At 32.6% G+C, this 18,570-nt stretch carries 17 protein-coding genes; 7 read left to right on the top strand and 10 right to left on the bottom strand.

Going from position 1 to position 18,570, the window contains the following annotated elements:
* Positions 1–183: 183 nt before the first annotated feature.
* Positions 184–1,845 carry a DUF31 family putative serine protease gene (locus ABWU82_RS02695; RefSeq protein ID WP_353289963.1) on the top strand — a complete coding sequence of 554 codons (1,662 nt, stop codon included), beginning with the start codon at positions 184–186 and terminating at the stop codon, positions 1,843–1,845.
* A gap of 67 nt (positions 1,846–1,912) precedes the next feature.
* On the opposite strand, the gene ABWU82_RS02690 is transcribed toward ABWU82_RS02695, so the two are convergent.
* The 9 genes from ABWU82_RS02690 to trpS form a co-directional block, all read right to left on the bottom strand.
* On the bottom strand, positions 1,913–2,314 hold the full coding sequence (locus ABWU82_RS02690; protein WP_353289962.1) for a hypothetical protein: 402 nt from the start codon (positions 2,312–2,314) through the stop codon (positions 1,913–1,915).
* A gap of 6 nt (positions 2,315–2,320) precedes the next feature.
* A complete protein-coding gene (gene rbfA, locus ABWU82_RS02685; protein ID WP_353289961.1) occupies positions 2,321–2,674 on the bottom strand; it encodes a 30S ribosome-binding factor RbfA in 354 nt (117 codons plus the stop codon).
* On the bottom strand, positions 2,667–4,532 hold the full coding sequence (infB, locus tag ABWU82_RS02680; RefSeq protein WP_353289960.1) for a translation initiation factor IF-2: 1,866 nt from the start codon (positions 4,530–4,532) through the stop codon (positions 2,667–2,669). Before infB ends, rbfA begins: the two co-directional genes overlap by 8 nt.
* 14 nt (positions 4,533–4,546) lie before the next feature.
* The gene (locus tag ABWU82_RS02675) at positions 4,547–4,807 is read right to left on the bottom strand and encodes a YlxR family protein (protein ID WP_353289959.1); all 261 of its coding nucleotides are present in this window, start codon (positions 4,805–4,807) and stop codon (positions 4,547–4,549) included.
* Positions 4,808–4,817: 10 nt separating this feature from the next.
* On the bottom strand, positions 4,818–6,218 hold the full coding sequence (gene nusA / locus ABWU82_RS02670; RefSeq protein WP_353289958.1) for a transcription termination factor NusA: 1,401 nt from the start codon (positions 6,216–6,218) through the stop codon (positions 4,818–4,820).
* Positions 6,219–6,359: 141 nt separating this feature from the next.
* Positions 6,360–8,720: a ribonucleoside-diphosphate reductase subunit alpha gene (locus tag ABWU82_RS02665; protein WP_353289957.1), complete on the bottom strand. Its 2,361-nt coding sequence runs from the start codon at positions 8,718–8,720 to the stop codon at positions 6,360–6,362.
* Positions 8,710–9,843, bottom strand: coding sequence for a ribonucleotide-diphosphate reductase subunit beta (locus tag ABWU82_RS02660; protein ID WP_353289956.1), 1,134 nt, complete (start codon positions 9,841–9,843; stop codon positions 8,710–8,712). Before ABWU82_RS02660 ends, ABWU82_RS02665 begins: the two co-directional genes overlap by 11 nt.
* A 300-nt stretch (positions 9,844–10,143) precedes the next feature.
* Positions 10,144–11,040 carry a Cof-type HAD-IIB family hydrolase gene (locus ABWU82_RS02655; RefSeq protein WP_353289955.1) on the bottom strand — a complete coding sequence of 299 codons (897 nt, stop codon included), beginning with the start codon at positions 11,038–11,040 and terminating at the stop codon, positions 10,144–10,146.
* A 27-nt stretch (positions 11,041–11,067) separates the two neighbouring features.
* Positions 11,068–12,072, bottom strand: coding sequence for a tryptophan--tRNA ligase (trpS, locus tag ABWU82_RS02650; protein WP_353289954.1), 1,005 nt, complete (start codon positions 12,070–12,072; stop codon positions 11,068–11,070).
* Positions 12,073–12,193: 121 nt separating this feature from the next.
* On the opposite strand from trpS, the gene ABWU82_RS02645 reads away from it, so the two are divergent.
* Genes ABWU82_RS02645 through ABWU82_RS02635 form a run of 3 tightly spaced genes read left to right on the top strand, consistent with a single transcriptional unit; the run spans position 12,194 to position 13,699 of the window.
* Positions 12,194–12,574 carry a Spx/MgsR family RNA polymerase-binding regulatory protein gene (locus ABWU82_RS02645; RefSeq protein ID WP_353289953.1) on the top strand — a complete coding sequence of 127 codons (381 nt, stop codon included), beginning with the start codon at positions 12,194–12,196 and terminating at the stop codon, positions 12,572–12,574.
* A complete protein-coding gene (locus tag ABWU82_RS02640; RefSeq protein ID WP_353289952.1) occupies positions 12,567–13,325 on the top strand; it encodes an NAD(+)/NADH kinase in 759 nt (252 codons plus the stop codon). Before ABWU82_RS02645 ends, ABWU82_RS02640 begins: the two co-directional genes overlap by 8 nt.
* A gap of 5 nt (positions 13,326–13,330) precedes the next feature.
* Positions 13,331–13,699: a PTS sugar transporter subunit IIB gene (locus ABWU82_RS02635; protein ID WP_353289951.1), complete on the top strand. Its 369-nt coding sequence runs from the start codon at positions 13,331–13,333 to the stop codon at positions 13,697–13,699.
* 57 nt (positions 13,700–13,756) lie between these two features.
* Here ABWU82_RS02635 and ABWU82_RS02630 read toward each other — a convergent pair whose 3' ends face one another.
* Positions 13,757–14,062, bottom strand: a complete 306-nt coding sequence (locus ABWU82_RS02630; protein ID WP_353289950.1) for a hypothetical protein — start codon at positions 14,060–14,062, stop codon at positions 13,757–13,759.
* 107 nt (positions 14,063–14,169) lie between these two features.
* Between ABWU82_RS02630 and ABWU82_RS02625 the strand changes: the two genes are divergently transcribed.
* Genes ABWU82_RS02625 through ylxM form a run of 3 tightly spaced genes read left to right on the top strand, consistent with a single transcriptional unit; the run spans position 14,170 to position 18,516 of the window.
* Entirely contained in the window at positions 14,170–17,136 is a 2,967-nt protein-coding gene (locus ABWU82_RS02625) for an AAA family ATPase (protein WP_353289949.1), read from the top strand.
* Between the two features lie 14 nt (positions 17,137–17,150).
* Positions 17,151–18,221, top strand: coding sequence for a signal recognition particle-docking protein FtsY (gene ftsY, locus ABWU82_RS02620; protein ID WP_353289948.1), 1,071 nt, complete (start codon positions 17,151–17,153; stop codon positions 18,219–18,221).
* Complete coding sequence (gene ylxM, locus ABWU82_RS02615; protein WP_353289947.1) at positions 18,214–18,516, top strand: YlxM family DNA-binding protein; 303 nt, start codon at positions 18,214–18,216, stop codon at positions 18,514–18,516. Before ftsY ends, ylxM begins: the two co-directional genes overlap by 8 nt.
* Positions 18,517–18,570: the final 54 nt, after the last annotated feature.

Raw genomic sequence — 18,570 nt, 5'->3', positions numbered from 1 at the left:
AATTTATCTAAATTTATTACGGATTTTCGCACAAAAAAATGTTATTTTTTTGGAACGACAAAGTAGCTTTCTAATCGTTATTTTGTCAAATTAACGCCAAAAATTTTGAATAATAAAATTTTTTTTAGCAAAATATAAGCATTTAACATGGGGTTATTTTATTTTTTAATAAAATTAGTTTGTATGCTTAAAAAGAAATCCATTATTGAATGCGTGGTTTTATCAATGGGAGTAGCGGTGTTGTTATCTGCCGTTATTGCTCCGATTGCTGTAAAATACGTTGAACGTAATTTAAACCATTTAATGCGCATTCCAAATGTTTCTACTGATAGAATTACCAAGCCTATTCAGGAGTATGCCAATGCTAATTCCGTATCTATTTTATTTGATGCCAATCTCGATGTAGATTATTACAACAATTTATATACGAATATGCAAAGCGCCTTAAGTGAATACTTAAGCACCATGCAATTATCAATTGACCCCGACAACTTTTCAGTTTATGAAGCTGATAGTGGTACCGCTTGATTGGTAGATTATCAAACTCATATTAATAGCTTAAAGAATTTAGTGACTTATTATTTAGCTACTAATATTCACGTTGTTAATTTGAGTGTGACAATCAAATATCCGCTATACAAAACGTATTATGTACACGGTGTTAAACAAACAAGATTTTCAGGAGAAACTTTTAATTTACAATTGCCGATTAATCAACAAACTACTGATGACTTCTCGGTGTATATTTCGAATCCGTTAGGAGAAAATCTTCAAACCCAAACCGAACTACCGGTTATTACTAGTACGGTCGTAGACTTACCAGTTAACAATGAAAAACAACCATCAACTGACTGATTTAAATTACCTAACGTTAATTTAATGAATAAAAATAAAACTATTGTTCCATTAGGAGTATACAATTCGGATGGTACAGAACCTAACATTACTTATAATAAAGATAAAATTGCTAAGTTTTATATCACTGATAACGATAGCATTTTACAACAAGGTTCAATCGACAATAATTACCAAATACAAGAACAAAATGGTCTTTCTTTTAATGGCAACAATAAGGGCGAAGACTTTGCAATTGTCAAAACGTTATTTAACCCACAAGATTTAACGAATTGAGTGAACTTAAATAAAAGAAACATTAGTAAATATTTAGCAAAGCAACCAAACATTGAAAAGAGTTTGTATGCTTCGTGGAATAATTTAGAAACGATGTTTATGGTGAACCGCTTCTCTGCGTCTAACCCGAATCAAGTTCAACGTAGAACTTATATTAGAAGAATTCAATCTTTAATTTTCTCATTGCAATACTTTAAAGGGCAACCTTTAACAGCAACAGAAAAAGATTATTTCTGAAAGTCATTTATGTTTAGTCGAAGCGTAAATGATAATGACGTCTTTTACGTATCCGGTTATCCCGGATCTTCATATGAAGGAATCAGCTATGTGTCATTTAAAACCGCTGCTTTTACTGACGCTCAGCCAATTACAAGCAATTTCGAAAGAAACAGTATTGAATATCCTTTAAAACAACAAATTATGAGCAACCCATATAACAAGAACGACAATTATTTAGCTCCAGGAGCTAACTTAGGATCAGGCTCTTCTGGTTCTATGGTTCTAAACTCTACTGGACAAATTGTAGGTATTTATTGAGGAACTTATGCTGCCGGTAATATTGGCGTTTTTACACCATTATTTACACAAAATCCAAAAACAAATTTAATTCAACGTTTATTGAATTACGAACAAAAAACTTTTGTGAAAAGTACTGACCATCCAACGGCTTTAACACAGTTGTTTGGTCTAATGAAACAATATAAACTAATTTAGATGATGATTAAAAAAATCTCACCAATTACGGTGAGATTTTTTGTTGTTTATCAATATTGATACGTTACTAGAACATTCATGCTCTGTAACAGAAGATGATTGCCAAAATAATTAATGTAATGGCAATTGAATAAACTACTCAGATTAGTAGGTGGAAGTATTTCGATTTGGTAATGTTATCGACTCCAACAATTCATGAGGCAGTTAGGTATAAGTAAGGAACACATACCACCCCGTATGATACAAAGACAATTACTTTAGAAGCAATTGTAAAGTTTCAGTTATACGCAACGTTATTTGCAATTGTTTGCGGTAACTTAGCGTATAAACTAGCTAACGGAATTGCCGTTAAGGCTAAGATACATAAGGTTACAAACCCAATGATAATTCAAATCCGTTTATAGTGTTCCGGAACCCGAAGCTTTGCTTCAATTTCGTTTAACGTTTTAGAGTTTTTAACAGAAACCATCTAGTCCTACTTTCCTTCTTTTTCTTTAATTTCGTTTAGAAGTTGTTCAATCTTGTTTGCGTAGTCAATTGTTGAATCGGCAAAGAATCTTAATTCAGGAGCTTTGTATGCGTTTAATGCATGCGCAACTTTAGTTCTTAAGAAGCCTTTTACTTTTTCTACGTTTGATATGATTTTATCAATATTTTCTCTATTAAGACAATCTAAGTAAATTCTAGCGACTGATAGGTCGTTAGTTAATTGTACGCTAGTAACAGTTGCGTTACTTGCGATTTTATTTTTCACTTCGTTAGTTAACGCTTTGTTAATTGTGTCTTTAACGATTGATTCAAATCTTGCTAATTTTACACCACTAGGCATTTGCTTCTACCTCGTCTTGTGTCTTTTCTAATAATAAGTAAGTTTCTAAAACGTCGCCTTCTTTAACGTCGTTAAAGTTTTTAATAGTTAAACCACATTCGTTACCAGCTAACATTTCTGAAGCTTGGTTTTTACCGTGTTGTAATGTTGCGATTTCACTTGTATAAATTACAACACCATCTCTAATAACTCTAACTTTGGCGTTACGTTTTACTTTACCACTGGTTACTCTACAACCACAGATTGTACCAACATCACTGTGTTTTCAAGTTTGCATAACTTCAGCTTCACCTAGAACTTCTTCAACAATCACTGGGTCTAATGAACCCTTCATGATGCCGATTAATTCTTCTTTTAGTTTGTAAATGATGTCGTAAGTTTTAATTTGAACACCACATTGGTCGGCTAAATCTTTGATAACTCTTGATGGTCTAATGTTGAAACCAACAATGAAAGCACCTGAAGCTTGCGCTAATTTAACGTCAGTTTCAGTAATTCCACCAATAGCACTTCTAATAATTTCGGCGTGAGCACCATCTACGTCGATCTTATCCACCATGGCTTTAATTGCTTCTAATGAACCGTGAACGTCAGCTTTTAAAACGAACTTACTGTTTTTTAAAGTACCGTCTTCGATTTGTTGACGCATTTCGCTAGTCATAGCGTTAGCTCATTCTAATCTTGTGTTTTTAATTCTAATTTTGTTAGCGATTTCTCTAGCTTCTTTTTCGTCGTTTAAAACTAAGAATTTATCCCCAGCAGATGGCACTTCTTCTAAACCAGCTACTTTAACTGGTGTTGAAGGAGCGGCTTCGATAACTTCGTTACCTAAGTCATCGAACATCATTCTTAATTTACCGTAAGTTTGGCCTACTACTAAGTAGTCACCTTTTTTCAAAGTACCGTTTTGAACTAAAACAGTGGCTAAAGGACCATAACCTTTATCTAGGTTCGCTTCAATAACTGTACCGTAAGCTAATCTTTGAGGGTTAGCCTTGTATTCGTTAACGTCTGAAATTAATTGAATTGCTTCTAATAATTCAGAGATTCCGTCTTTTTGTAAAGCAGAACCTTTAACGCAAATTGTTTTACCGCCTCATTCTTCAACAACAATGTCTTGTTCTGATAATTGTGCGATAACTTTTTCAGGGTTGGCAGTTGGTTTGTCCATTTTGTTTACGAAGACAATGATTTCAACACCAGCAGATTTTGCGTGGTCAATGGCTTCTTGAGTTTGGACTTTAATACCATCATCAGCAGCTACAACTAATACAACGATATCAGTAACGTTAGCTCCTCTAGCTCTCATTTCAGTGAAGGCTTCGTGGCCCGGTGTGTCAATGAAAGTAATTTTCTTGTTATTTTTTTCTACTTGGTAAGCACCGATGTGTTGAGTAATTCCCCCAGCTTCACCAGTAGTAACGTTTGAGTGTCTAATAGCGTCTAATAAAGTAGTTTTACCGTGGTCAACGTGACCCATAATTGTAACGATTGGAGGTCTTTGTTCTAATGACAATTCATCATCGTCGAAAGTAATGTTGTCTAATACGTTTTCGGCACTAATTTCTTTTTCAATTTTAAAGTCTAGGCCGTATTCTAAACATAATTCACCGATTTGTTCTTCGTTTAAGATTGTGTTTAAGTTAGTAACAATTCCTTTCATGAAGAAATATCTAATGATTTCACTTGTAGACTTGTTTAATTTTGGTCCAAGTTCTTCAATAGTTAATGGTGAAGTAAATGTAAATACGCCACCTTGTACTCCAACGTCCACTTTCTTAATTTGTTTTTTAATATCGACAGATTTTCTATTATCAAATTTTTTGTTTGATTTTACCTTCTCTTTTTTATTAGCCATATTAATTCCTCCTATTATTTAAAATATTGTTCTAATTTAGCATATACTGCTAAATCAATGTTGGTCTTGAAGATGCGGTTAAGCAATCTTGTTTTTACCAATTTTTGGTAGTTTTCTGCAGAGGGATACACGTAGTAGCCCCGAGCAGGAAGTTTTTGGTCAACATCGACTATGACTTGTTGATCGAGATACACAATTCTTAATAAATTGGGCTTCAAATATTTTTGTCTAGTTAATAGACAAGTTCTTTGATTAATAACTCTCTTTTTACTCATAGTTATTTTTTTATTTTAAAGCATTTTTTACTTCATCAGCAAAAGCGTCGCTTAATTCGTTATTAACTTCGTCGTTTTCGTCTAATGTTTCGAAAATTAAATCTTCTTCATCGTCGTTGTTTTCTTCTTCGTTCATTAAACTGTCAAGACTGACATTGCTTACTAATTCATCAATGTCGTGGTCGTTTAATGAAAGAATGTCTAAGTTAGCTTCGTCTTTATTAGCATTTAAAGCTTTAAAGTGTTCTTGGTATTCTTCTGAGTCGACTCTCATGTAGTCTAAGTTAGTTAAGTTAGCTTCTTCTTCAGTCATGATGTTGATGTTTCATTCAGTTAATAATGAAATCAATCTCACGTTGCTACCTCTTTTACCAATCACTTGTGGTAATACAGCTTCAGGAACTACGATTGTTGCGTGTCTTGAACCATTTTCATCTTCTACTAATTTCATACCTGAAATCTTAGTACGGTCGATTACTTCTGAAATTAAGACAACTGGATCTTCGTTGTAGTTGTAAACTTCGATTTTTTCTTTACCTAATAAAGCTGACACAGTTTTAATTCTGGCACCTTTAGGACCAACACAGATTGCAGCTGGTTCGATTGGTAAAGTTTTTGAATCTACTAAAACCTTAGTTTTCATACCAGCGATTCTAGCAATTTTAACGATTGAAATTGAACCATCGTCAATTTCAGGAATTTCTGAATGCATGTAGTATTCTACTAATTTTTCACTAGCTCTTGATAAGATAACTGGGCAGTATTTTGATTGTTCTTTAACTTCAGAAACTACGAAGTGGTATTTTTTACCAACATCTAAGTTTTCTAATGGGTTTTGGTCTTTTTTACCGATGAAACCTAAAGTGTTTTCTAAATTCTTACCAGTGATTCTGTCTTGTTGGTTTTCTAAGTTCACTGTGAAGAAGTTACCTTTTTTGTCTTCTTTTTCGATTTCAGCGTAAATCACTTGGCCAATAACTGGTGTTCATGATTGGTAAATTCTTTGGTTACTTACTTCAATGATTTTTTGTTTGAATGATTGTAAGATTTGTTGAACTTGTTGTTGGTTAAATTCTTTAGTGATGTCGAATGTTTCTTTGTAAATATCACCAACGTTTAAACCAGATTTGTTTAATCTAGCATCCTTGTAGAAGATGTTTACGTATTCGTCTAATTCATCAGCGTTGTCGATAACTTCGTATAGTCTGTAGCAACTTAATTCGCCGTCTTCTAGACTAAAGTTTACTTCTAAGTTTTCTAAGAATGTTGATTTAGCGAAAGCTTTTTTAATTGAATCAGTTAAGAAGTCTCTTACTGTTTCTACTGGAATGTCTTTTTCGTCAGCGACATTTCTAATTTCTTGTAATAAAACTTGACTAATAACGTCAGTTTTTGCTGGGCTTTTTTTCATATGGTGCTCCTGAGATACAAAATAAAGAGAAACCACGCGAATGGTTTCCCTTCTTAAGTTTGATTAATGTAAATGATTTTACTGTATTTTTTGAAATTTCGCAACAAGATTCTGTTTTTCTAATTTCAAAATGGTGACAATCTATGTACAGCTTTCGCAGACGTTGTCGGATACTTCTTTTTGTGTCTTACAGTAGTAGTAAGTCTTAATACCTAATTTAAAACCGTATAAGTGGTGTAAAGTGAAGTCAGTTAATGATTCTACTTTATTGAAGTACATGTTAATTGATTGCGCTTGGTCTAAGTAGCATTGTCTGATAGCTGCTAAGTTGATTAACATGTATTGGTCACAATCAAAAGCTAACTTGTAGTAAGCTGAGTTCTTAGAGATGTTTGGTGCTAAGGTAATAACGTTAGATTTACCATCTTCTTTGTACACAAAACCTTGAATTGGTTCGATACTTTCAGTAGCGTTGATTGCTTTACCAGAAGTAGCAGTTGGAGCAATCGCCATTAATTGAGCATTTCTAATGCCGTACTTCTTAATGTCTTTCGCTAATTCTTTTCACTTGTTTCAGTCTGGTTGGTAGTCAGTTAAAGCGAGAGCTTGTTTGTTAGCTCTTAGAATTGGTAAATCACCTTTTGCTCATAAGGTTTCTTCAAAGAAGTTGAATTTACCTTTTTCTTTAGCCAATTCCATTGAAGAGTGAATGATTTGGTAACTTAACTTATCAAACAATGCAGCAGTGTTTTCCATCGCTTCTTTAGTGTCAATCACAATCTTGTGGTTAGCTAAATAGTTTACGTAGTTTAATACTCCAATACCTAAGTAACGGTAATTGATGTTTGTGTATTTTGCTTCCATAACTGGATATTTAGCAATATCAATGGTATTATCCATTGCTCTGACTAAGATATTGATTAAATCCACTTGACCAGCTTCATCTAATTCATCTCATTTTACTAAGTTGACTGATGATAAGTTACATAAGGCGATTTCACCAGCGTTGTAAGTTTTAGTAATACCAGCTTCTTTTGAACCACTGTTATCTAAAGTTTGTTCTTTAAATTCAGAGGCTCTTGAAGGTAAAGTAATTTCACAACATAAGTTTGAAGAGTTTACATATCTGTTTAACATTGACATGTTATTTACGTTTTCTTCGTGGAACATGTAAACGTTACCAGTTTCTACTCTTTCTTTAAAGATCATTTCTAATACCTTTTTAGCAGGCATTTTCTTTGATCTTAGGCCAGATTGTTTTTCGTATGCTTCGTATTCTTGTTCAAATTCTTTACCGTATTTATTGAATAAACGTGGTACATCACTTGGGTTGAATAAAGTTACGTCTTCGTTTTTTAACGCTCTGTCAATTAACAAGTCGTTAATTTTTACAGAGTATTTTAGTTGTCTAGCCCGGTTTTCTTCGGTACCACTGTTGTTTTTTAACACAACTAGTTCTTCGAAGTTGTAGTGTCATCATTGGTAGTACACACAACATACCCCAGGACGTTCTGAACCTTGGTTAAAAGCTTTAATTGTGGCTTCTACAATTTTTAAGAATGGAACAGGACCTGAAGAGAACCCGTTATTACCTAAAATGTAAGAACCAGATGATCTAATCTTAGAAATATCAACGGCATTACCACCTTTGTTTTTTGAGTAAATGGCAATACTTTCGATAGTTTCCATAATACTGTTAGCGTCATCATCCATGTCAGATAACACACAACTTGAAAGTTGCATGTTTACTGTTCCGGCATTCATTGAGATTGGTGTTGACACAGTAAAGTAGTGTTGTGATAAGTAGTCGTAGAACTTTTTAATGTAAGTTAAACGGTTAGCTTTATCTTCTTGGTAGAACATTGTCATCGCAATTCTCATGTAAGCGTGTTGCGGCAACTCTAATTTTTTGTTCTTAGCGTAGTTTAAGCAGTATTTTCTAGTGTAGAAAATTAATGCTTTATAAGTGAATAAGAAGTCATTTTCTGGTTTGATGAAACTGTTAATTTCGTCAATTTCTTCATCAGTATAGCTACTGAAAACTTCTTTATTGTATTTTTTATGTTCTAAACCTTTAGCAATAACGTCTTTCATGTGGACGTATTGTTTTTCGGTTTTGATGTTTCAAGCTTCTCTATAGTACTTTAATAAGTACAATTTGGCAGCTACTCATTCGTAAGTTGGGTAGATTCTACTAATCTTGTTAACAGCAGATTTGATTAGTTCGTCGTATACATCACTAATTTTAATTTTGTCGTATAGTTTAATTTCAGTTGCGTCTAATAAAGCTTGGGCATAGTGTTCGTTACCATTAGAAGCTCATAGACAAACTTTTTTCATTTTTGAAGTAGTATATGGTTCAATACTACCGTTACGTTTAATTACCATGATGGCACTAGCAGGAATTTCAACTTCTTTTCTGCCTTTTTTAACGGTAATGTCGCCACCTTCTTCAATCGCATTTTCAATATAAGATAACGGAGTTTTGGTATTACTTAGCATGTCTGTTTAGTAATTCTTTCAACATTGTGTCTAAATCGTTGTTATCGTAGTCCATGTTCATGTTACCAATATTGTAGTTTAAAGCGGTTGATTCTTGTTGTGCGGTGTTGTCTTTATTAATGTCTTTGTACATGTCAAATCATGTCACAATGTCATTTTTTTGCACGCCTTCGTAAATTGGGTCTAATTTAATTCTTGATAATCTTTCGTTAGCGTAGTATTTCATGAATGATTCGAAGACTGGTAAAGTCAATGAAGGGATTGGACCAAAGCTTAATAAGTATTCAGCTCAGCTAATTTCTTCGTTCACGATTTCAGAAACGATTCTTTCTACTTCTTCTTTGAATCATGTTTCTTTAAAGAAGTGAGTGAATCCTTCACTTTCTTCTCTCATTAAGATTCTGATTAAGCCTCCGACCACAGCTACGTGCATGTCTTCGTCAAAGTTAATTAATTTAATAATCTTAGCTACACCAGAAATTGCGTCGTTGTAGCTGTAGTTGATCATGTAAGTTACCATGAATGAAACATAGAATTTTAAACCTTCTAAGAAGTAAATTCTAACTAATAAGATTAAGATGTTTTTCTTAGTTTCTTCTTCAGTTCATTCAGGATGTTTACCTTCAATGTATTCTCTTAATAAAGTATATTCAGCAATTTCTTTATCAGTTCTGTGTTTAATTTCGTCAATTTTGTAAATTCTGTCAAAAATGTTTGAAGCATCAGAGCTGAACATTTCTCTGATGATATGACTGTATGATAATGAGTGGATTAATTCGAAGAAAGCTTGAGTTTTAAAAGCGGCTTCTCATTCAGATGAAGTTACTAATTCACTCATAACACTGTCTAAACCACGGTTTTGAGCTGAGTCCATTAAAGTTTGGAATAACAAGTTAGAAATAATTACTTCTTGTGCTTGTTGTGGTAATTCTTTAAAGTTTTCTCTATCAGAGATTAAACTAATTTCTTCAGGAGTTCAGAATGCTTGACGCATGTTAGATTCGATTTGTTTAGCGAATGGATATTTAATAATATCGTAACGTTGAAAACCGTTATATTTACCTAAGAAGATTTTGATATCTTTAGGTTTCACAAACATATTTAAATCGACTAATTTTTTCATGTTAATGTTTTATGTCCTTATGTTCTGATTATTTTTTCGATTACGCCTGGCGGTTTGTAATGATCTCAACCGCCAGAACGTAGCACTTATATTTTCTATAAAAAAACGACTTTTGCAACATGAAAACGACAAGAGAAAAATATATTTTTTTCTGCAAATTTTCTGGCACTTTTGTAGTAAAATTCATAGCTATTTTTATAGAAAAAAACGGGAATTTTTTATCATCTTTTACAACAAAAAAAGAACTTTGAGAATCAAAGTTTTTTTCTTGTTGGTTGGGAATATCTTTTTAGTTATAAATTAATTTAAGAAATTTTTATGTTTCATGAAGAATTCTAATTCTCAAGCCACACCATCATCGTTGTTAGTGTGCTTTGTAATATGTCTTGCAGACATTTTAGCAGTTTCTTTACCGTTCTTCATTGCGAAACCGAATTTAGCTTCAACTAACATTCTCATGTCGTTGTCACTATCACCGAAGGCGATAATTCTGTCTTTTGGAATACCGTAGTATGAAGATAAGAAGTTTAACCCCATTGATTTATCAGCAAAGTTAGTGTTAACTTCAACCATAAATCCTTGGCTTGGCAACATAATCATTCTTAATTGTAAGTATGGAGAAACGTTTTTTACTCAGTACATTAACTTATCGAATTTGTTAATGTCGTTTGTATCTACGTAAAGTAATAACGCGTTTACATCGCTATCTAATTTATTTACATCACTGTTTAAACATGGGTTGTTACGGTCTAACGGATCGATGTGGTAGAATTCGTAAATGTCTTTTCTAACTTCTTCTGAAATTTCGTTGTCTTCGTATTTTTTGAAAATGATTTCTTGGTCTTGAGTTTCTAAGAATGCGTTAGAAATCACTTCTAAAATCTTCGGAGTAGTTAAGATTTTTTTAGCGATGTCTTTGTGGAAGGTTAGGTTGATAGCAGAGAATTTTGGATCGCTTGGGTTTACGATACAAGAACCGTTGTAGTTTACCATAACTGTGTCTAAACCTAATTTTTCGTAAATTGGTAAAGCACCTTTTGTTGGACGTCCGGTTGCAATACAGAAAATGTGACCTTCTTTAATCACTTCTTTAATACATCTTACTGATTCGTCAGAGATTTGACTTTTACTATTTAATAAAGTACCGTCTAGGTCACTCATAATTAAGTATTGTTTGTCATTGTTAATGTTTGGCATAATTGGATATTTCCTTACTGTTAAAATCTATAAAATTCCCATGGTATTGTAAATTTTATGCAGAGTTTCTTGCGCTAGTTTTCTGGCGTTAGCTGCGCCTCTTTGTGCAATTCTGTCGATTTCTTCATCAGTGTATGAGTTGACTTTGGCTTGGAAATCAGTAATGAAAGTTTCTACTAAAGTAATTAAATCTTTCTTAAAGTCGCCATAGTTGCAACCTACGTATTTGGCTTCAATTTCTTCGAAGCTTAAATTGCTTAAAGCAGCATAAATAGTCATTAAGTTGCTAACCCCTGGTTGGTTATCGACATCGAACTTAACACAGTTTAAACTATCTGTTTTTGCTGTTTTGATTTTTTTAATAATATCATTAATATTCTCATTTAAGAAAATAACCCCTTTTGGTGACACACAAGATTTAGACATTTTGACACTTGGATCTTGTAAATCCATAATTTTAGCGCCGATTTTAGGGATAGATACTTCAGGAATTACAAATAAATCTTCACCATATTTATTGTTCATTCTCATTGCGATATTTCTTGTTAATTCCATATGTTGTTTTTGGTCGATACCGACTGGTACGATGTGTGCTTGGTATAGTAAAATATCGGCAGCCATTAAAGTTGGGTAAGTTAATAAGCCTGAAGGAATCATTTCAGTTCCGTTACCTTGTTTTACAGCTTTTGAAGATTTGTCTTTAAATTGAGTCATTCTGTTAAGTTCACCTAAAGTGGTGTTACATAACAAGATGTGTGCTAAGTTACCAGTTTCTAAAATGTCTGATTGGTAAAAAATGTTCACTTTTTCAGGGTCTAAACCAGCTGCTAAATAGCAACGAATAATTTTACGGCAGTTAGCTTGAAATTCGTCTCTGTCTAATGTTTGTCCTTTAGTTAATGAGTGTAAGTTGGCCACAAAAATGTACATTTCGTATTGGTCTTGGTATTTAATAAATTCTTTGATGGAACCTAAGTAGTTACCTAACGTTAAATCGTTAGTTGGTTGAATTCCACTAACTAATCTTTTCATAATCTCTCCGTTTTGTTTGTTGAATATTTAAATAAATTTAAAAATGTTATTTGTTATTTTATCAATATATATTTTGTATTTTATAATTACAATGTTTTAAGACTCTTTAAAGGTGATAAAAATGATTTATGTATTGATGTCTTCAAACTCTTTTTCTTGCGCCAAGGCTTTAAAATTTTTCAAAAAACATGACATTAAAATTATGCCGATTAATTTAATTAAGGCACCGATTGATGAAAAAATTTTATTGGATATTCTTAGTTTAACAGACGGTGGATTTGAAGATATTATCGCAACAAGATCAGACTTTTTTAAACAAAGTAATATTGACTTAGACGATCTTACCACACATGAATTAATTCACTTAATTCAACACGAACCTACTATTCTTAAAAAACCAATTATTATTCAATATACTAAAAACCACCACCACCCGTACCGCCTGATGATTGGTTACAACTCTGATGACATTGAAATCTTTTTAAGAAATAACGATGAATAATAGTCCAAAACGAGTAAAATTTCATTTTTTTGTAAAAAATCCAACAGTTCAAGAACAAATTGTTAAATTAATGCCGTCCTGAATCGAAGATAACGATAACTATGATTTAGTTATTGTTCTCGGTGGCGATGGTACTTTTTTACATGCGATGAAAGAATATGTAAACGAGTCGGTGGATTTATTATTTATAAACACTGGTCACGTGGGATTCTTATCCAATATTAAAAATGTGCAAGATTTAACGCAACTGAACGAACAAGAGTTTACTACTTTTCAATATTTACAAGCAACGAACGTGCGCAACGAATCCACAATTGCTATCAACGAATTCACTATTACTCGATTATCGACTTCTGCACATTTTAGTGTAGCGGTGGATAACCAACCATTTTATAGTTTTTTTGGTAGTGGATTGTATGTAACTACAGCTTTAGGTTCAAGTGGATTGAACAGAAGTTTTCACGGACCATTATTATTTGATGATGATAGTATGTGCTTATTCGAACTGGGACCATCTTTATATCCCAACTTTAAATCATTAATGCAACCATTGGTATTAAATAAAAATCACCAGTTAACTATTACAACTGATCGGTTAACAGATACTTTTTTAAAAAGTGATGGTCAATTAGTTCCGTTAACCGATTCTACACTAACTCTCCAACTCCAAACTTCACGAGCACGGATTATAAATCCGTTTCTCACAAAGAACAGAATTGGTAAAATTAAATTAACACTTTTAGGAGATTAGTGACAATGAAAAAAGAAACAAAGGTTAAATTATTCTATATTGGTACTTTGGGAATTGGTTATTTTTACGCAAAAAGAAAAGCAAAAAAATTAGCTCAAACTAAAAACATGGAAATCAAAGGTACAACTTCAATTGATTTCAAAATGGAACATTTAGTTCATGCTTTAGGTGGCAAAGATAACGTAGTCTCAGTAACTAGCACAATCAGTAATGTAAAAGTTAAACTACACGATTTACAACTAGTGAAAATTCAAGAACTAAAAGGTTTAGGTGCAAAAGGCACTTTAAAAAACTGTGATAGTGTTACCATTCTGTTTGGTGACCACAGTCAAACAATTGCTCACGAACTAAATAGATACTTAAACTTAAAATAAAACAAAAAAACTCATCCCATAAACGGGGTGAGTTTTTCTACGTTCATTTTTGTATTCCTAGCCGTTTAACACGTTGTGTAAATCATCAACGTCTTCTTTGGCATCATTTAATAATTCAGAATGTAAAATTGCAGTATCACTAAGATACTCTTCTACCTCCTCATTTATTTCCTCGTTATCAAGATTTAGTTCTTCGATTTCATCAATAGAATCGACGATGTCTTGGCCGGTATGGTGCTTGTTGTTTACGTCCGTTTTTTTCTTAAATAATTTGTTTCATTCGAAACTGAATAAGTGGACTAATAAGCTTTTTAAATTAGGAAGAGGATGAAAGAACTTCCTAGGTATCTGATCTTGTGACAATTTTATTACCTCTTAAATATCAATATTAATTAATAATTATATTATTAAAGCCTAAAAAAATACATTATTATATTAAGTATTATAAAAATATGTGGAATGGTGATTAAATGGTTTTCTTAAAAAAATTTCACGCAGAAGGATTTAAATCCTTTGCTAATCCAGTAACCCTAAACTTTAACGAAACAATGATTGGGATTGTCGGACCAAACGGTTCTGGTAAATCTAACATTGTGGACGCGTTAAAGTGAGCAATGGGGGAACAATCAATTAAATCTTTACGTGGTAAAGAAAAAACAAACTTAATTTTCGTAGGTTCAAAAGACATGAATGAAGCAGATTACGCTTTAGTTGAACTAACTTTTGACAACACAACAAGAATTTTGCACTACGAAAGTGATGAAGTTAAAATTTCAAGAAAATTAATCAGAAAATCTGGTGAAAGTATTTTCATGATTAATGACGAACCGGCAAGACTGAAAGACATTCAAGAAATGTTCTTAGACTCTGGTTTAACTAAAGGCTCTTTAGGAATTATTTCTCAAGGTACAGTAAACTGGTTTGCTGAAGCTAAACCAGAAGACCGTAGACACATGTTCGAAGAAGCCGCTGGTATTGGTAGATATACTAAACAAAAAGACGAAACACTTCACATGTTAGAAAAAGCTACTCTTAACTTAGAACGTTTAGACCAATATGAAGGTGTTTTAAGAAGAGATATTAAAGAACTAACCAAACAAGCAGAAAAAGCTGCTTTATACAAAGCTAAATTTGAAGAAATGAAACGTTTAGATGTTAGTTTATCTGTTCAAGAAGTTTTAACAGCGAAAGATGAACTTCACGATTTAGAAAACGCTTTAATTTTAAGTGAAGACAAAATTTCAAATACGCAAATTAAATTAAACGAATCAAGAGCTTTAAAAGACAAAACTTACCAAGATTACTTAGATAGAGACAGAGATTTCATGGCTGTAAACCACGAAAAAGAAATCTTGAGTAAAGAAATTAACGACTTAAACTACAAAAAAATTCAGTACAAAAACAGCTTAGAAAATAATTTATCTTCAGGTAGTCTTGAAGAAAGAAGAAAATCATACGAATTATTATTAGCTAGTGATAAAGCTGAATTAAATTCTGTGCAAAACCAATTGACTAACGGTGAACAAAAGTTAACTTTAGTAAAACAAACATTGGAAGATTTAAGAGTTGAAAAACAAGATTCAACCAATAAATACAACCAAGCAATGTTAGCGCACAACACTGCTAGAAATAAATTAAACACCTTAAGTGAATTAATGCAATCTAGTCAAAATGGTGAAAAAGGCGTGAACACTTTATTGAACGCTAAAGACGTATTATTTGGTATTCATTCAACAGTTTCTAGTGTGTTAACTGTTCCGGAAAAATTTGAAATTGCAATTCAAACAGCGTTAGGAAAAGCGGGTAACAACTTAATCGTAGATACAACGGAAACTGCGGTAAGAGCAATTAACTTCTTAAAGAAAAATAATGGTGGTAGAGCTACGTTATTACCTTTAGACACAATCAAGCCAAAAGAAATTAGAGAAGATTCTCTATTGATTATGTCTCAAGTGGAAGGCTTTATTGATGTTGCTTCTAACTTAGTGTCTTACAATGACGAATACTCTAATATTGTGAGAAGTTTAATTGGTAACGTAGCAATTGCTGATAGCATCGAAAATGCTAACTTAGTAGCTAAAATGGTGAACTACAACTATAAAGTTATTAGTTTAGACGGAGATATCGTCTTTACTGGTGGTGCTTTAAGCGGTGGTCAACAACAAACTAATAAATCAATGTTTAACTTAGAAAGTAAGATTGCTAAGGCTAAAGAAGCGCTAGAAGTAGCAAGTGAATACTTGACACAAACTAAGATTAAATTTGAATCATTAGATTCTGACATTGCTGAAAAGAACATTGAGTTACATAACTTAACTTCATCAATTTCAACTTTCAGAACAAGAGTTCAAGACTTATCTACAAGAATTAGTCAAAACCAAGCTGGTTACGACTCAATCAAAGATACAGTAGAATCTGGTCAAAAATTACAAGTTAAAATTAATGACTTTGAAGTGAAATTGATTGAAGCTAACGAAAAGTATGCTGATTTAATGAATAAGTATGACAACGCAATCGAACTAAGAGCGCACGCACACGACTTATATTCAAAATACACAGTCAACTTCGAAAGAGCACAACAAGAGTTTAACGAAGTAAGCAAGAAACACAACTCACAAAAAGAAAGAGTGGTTGTTTTAGAAGCTCACTTAAAAAATATTCATAACAAGTTATCAGTTTCATACGGCATGACAATTGATGCAGCGGTAGCTGATTATAACGAACCATTAGAAATGACAACCGCTGAAGCTAAGAGTGTTGTGTATAAACTAAAAACTGAATTAGACGGTTTAGGTAATATTAACTACGAAGCAGTAGATAAATTGGCTGAAAAAGAACAAGAATACAATTCTTTAAAAACAGAACACGATTCAGCAAGAGAATCAGTAAATAATTTGAGAAAAATTATTGATGACTTAGACAAACGTGCTAAAGCAGACTTTACAGCTGTAGTAGACCGTGTGAACGCAACAATTCCTGGTATTTTCAGAAATTTATTCGGTGGTGGAACTTGTGAAATCAAATACACTGATCCGCAAAACGTTTTAGAATCTGGTATTGACGTCATTGTTCAACCTTTAGGCAAAAAGATTTCTAACTTAGTCTTATTATCTGGTGGTGAAAAGACTTTAGTAGCTTTAACTATTTTATTTGCGTTATTAAAATCATCATTATTCCCATTAGTTGTATTAGATGAAGCTGAAGCGGCTTTAGACCAAGCTAACGTTTCTACATTTGCAAAATTGATTCAAGAATTTAGTGATTCAACACAGTTCTTAGTGATTACACACCGTACAGGTACAATGAAAATGTGTAACGTTCTATACGGTACAACAATGCAAGTGAAAGGGGTAACTAAAGTTATCAAAACTGATTTAGATGAAATTAAAAAAACTGTGGGCGATAGAACACATTTACACGAAAATCAGGATAATTAAGTAGAAGGATAATCATGGGATTTTTTAAAAAAATATTTGATAAGTTTCGTAAGAAACCTGCGCAAGACAAAACTGTAGAACAAGTTGCGCAAAAAAATGAAGAAAACAGAGTTTTTAAAGTTGAAAACAACCAAGATAAATTTGACTCAGGTTTAAGAAAATCTTCTTCAGGTTTAAACGAAGCGATTGCAAATTTAATTACTGAATATAGAGAAATTGACGAAGAATTATACGAATCATTAGAAGAATTATTAATTTCTTATGATGTTGGTTACGTTGCAACAATGAAAATTGTAGACGCGGTCAGAGATGAAGTAAACTACCGTAACGTAAGCAATGCTGAATTAATCAAACAAATCTTGATTGATAAAATGTTCACTTACTATATTCAAGATACAGATATTTCGACAGACATTAACTTGTATGAAAATAGAACTAATGTAGTTTTAGTAGTAGGTTCTAACGGTGTAGGTAAAACTACTTCTATCGCGAAAATTACTAAATACTTTGTCGACCAAAATAAAAAAGTTTTACTAGTTGCAGGTGATACATTTAGAGCTGGTGCTGTAGAACAATTAAAAATTTGATCAGCTCGTTTAGGTGTGGACATTATCGTACCAGATAAAACTGGTCAAGAAACTGCTTCTGTTATTTACAAAGGTGTTCAAAAAGGTTATGCTGAACACTATGATTTAGTTATTTGTGACACTTCTGGTAGATTACAAAATAAAACTAATTTAATGAATGAATTAAAGAAAGTGTACGATGTTATTCATAAATTTGATGAAACAGCGCCGCACGAAACCTTATTAGTGTTAGATGCAACTACTGGACAATCTGGTTTAGCTCAAGCTAAAGCGTTTAATGAAGTAACTAAATTAACAGGAATTATTTTAGCTAAGATGGACTCTACTTCTAAGGGTGGTATTGTCTTAGCTATTAAAGATGCCTTTAATGTACCGGTGAAATTCATTGGTTTAGGTGAATCGTTAGATGACTTAAAACCATTTGATTTAGAACAATTCGTTGACGCTATGGTTGCTGCTTTTGATGACCAAATCAAAGTAACTCAAGACCATGAGTAACGAAAATCGTTTTGAACTCATCGAATTGTTTGATTACTATCAAACCTTACTAACGCAAAAACAGTGCGACTACTTCACAGCTTATTACTTTGATGATTTTTCGTTAGCAGAAATTGCTGAAACGTTTCAAGTAAGCCGGGCTGCAGTCCATGATGCTTTAAACAAGATTACAAAAGAGCTTGTAAACTACGAGCAAAAATTGCACTTGCACACGAAAGCGCAAAAACGTAAGGCCTTAATTGAAAAAGTTTCTGATTCAGACTTAAAAGTTGCATTCTTAGAATTAGAACAGTAATCAGAACTGAATACTTAACTATTGTTTATAATTTAAGTGTATTGAATAAAAAAT

Source organism: Ureaplasma ceti (genome assembly GCF_040369755.1).
GTDB lineage: Bacteria > Bacillota_I > Bacilli_A > Mycoplasmatales > Mycoplasmoidaceae > Ureaplasma > Ureaplasma ceti.
This window is presented reverse-complemented; position numbering and strand designations above follow the sequence as displayed.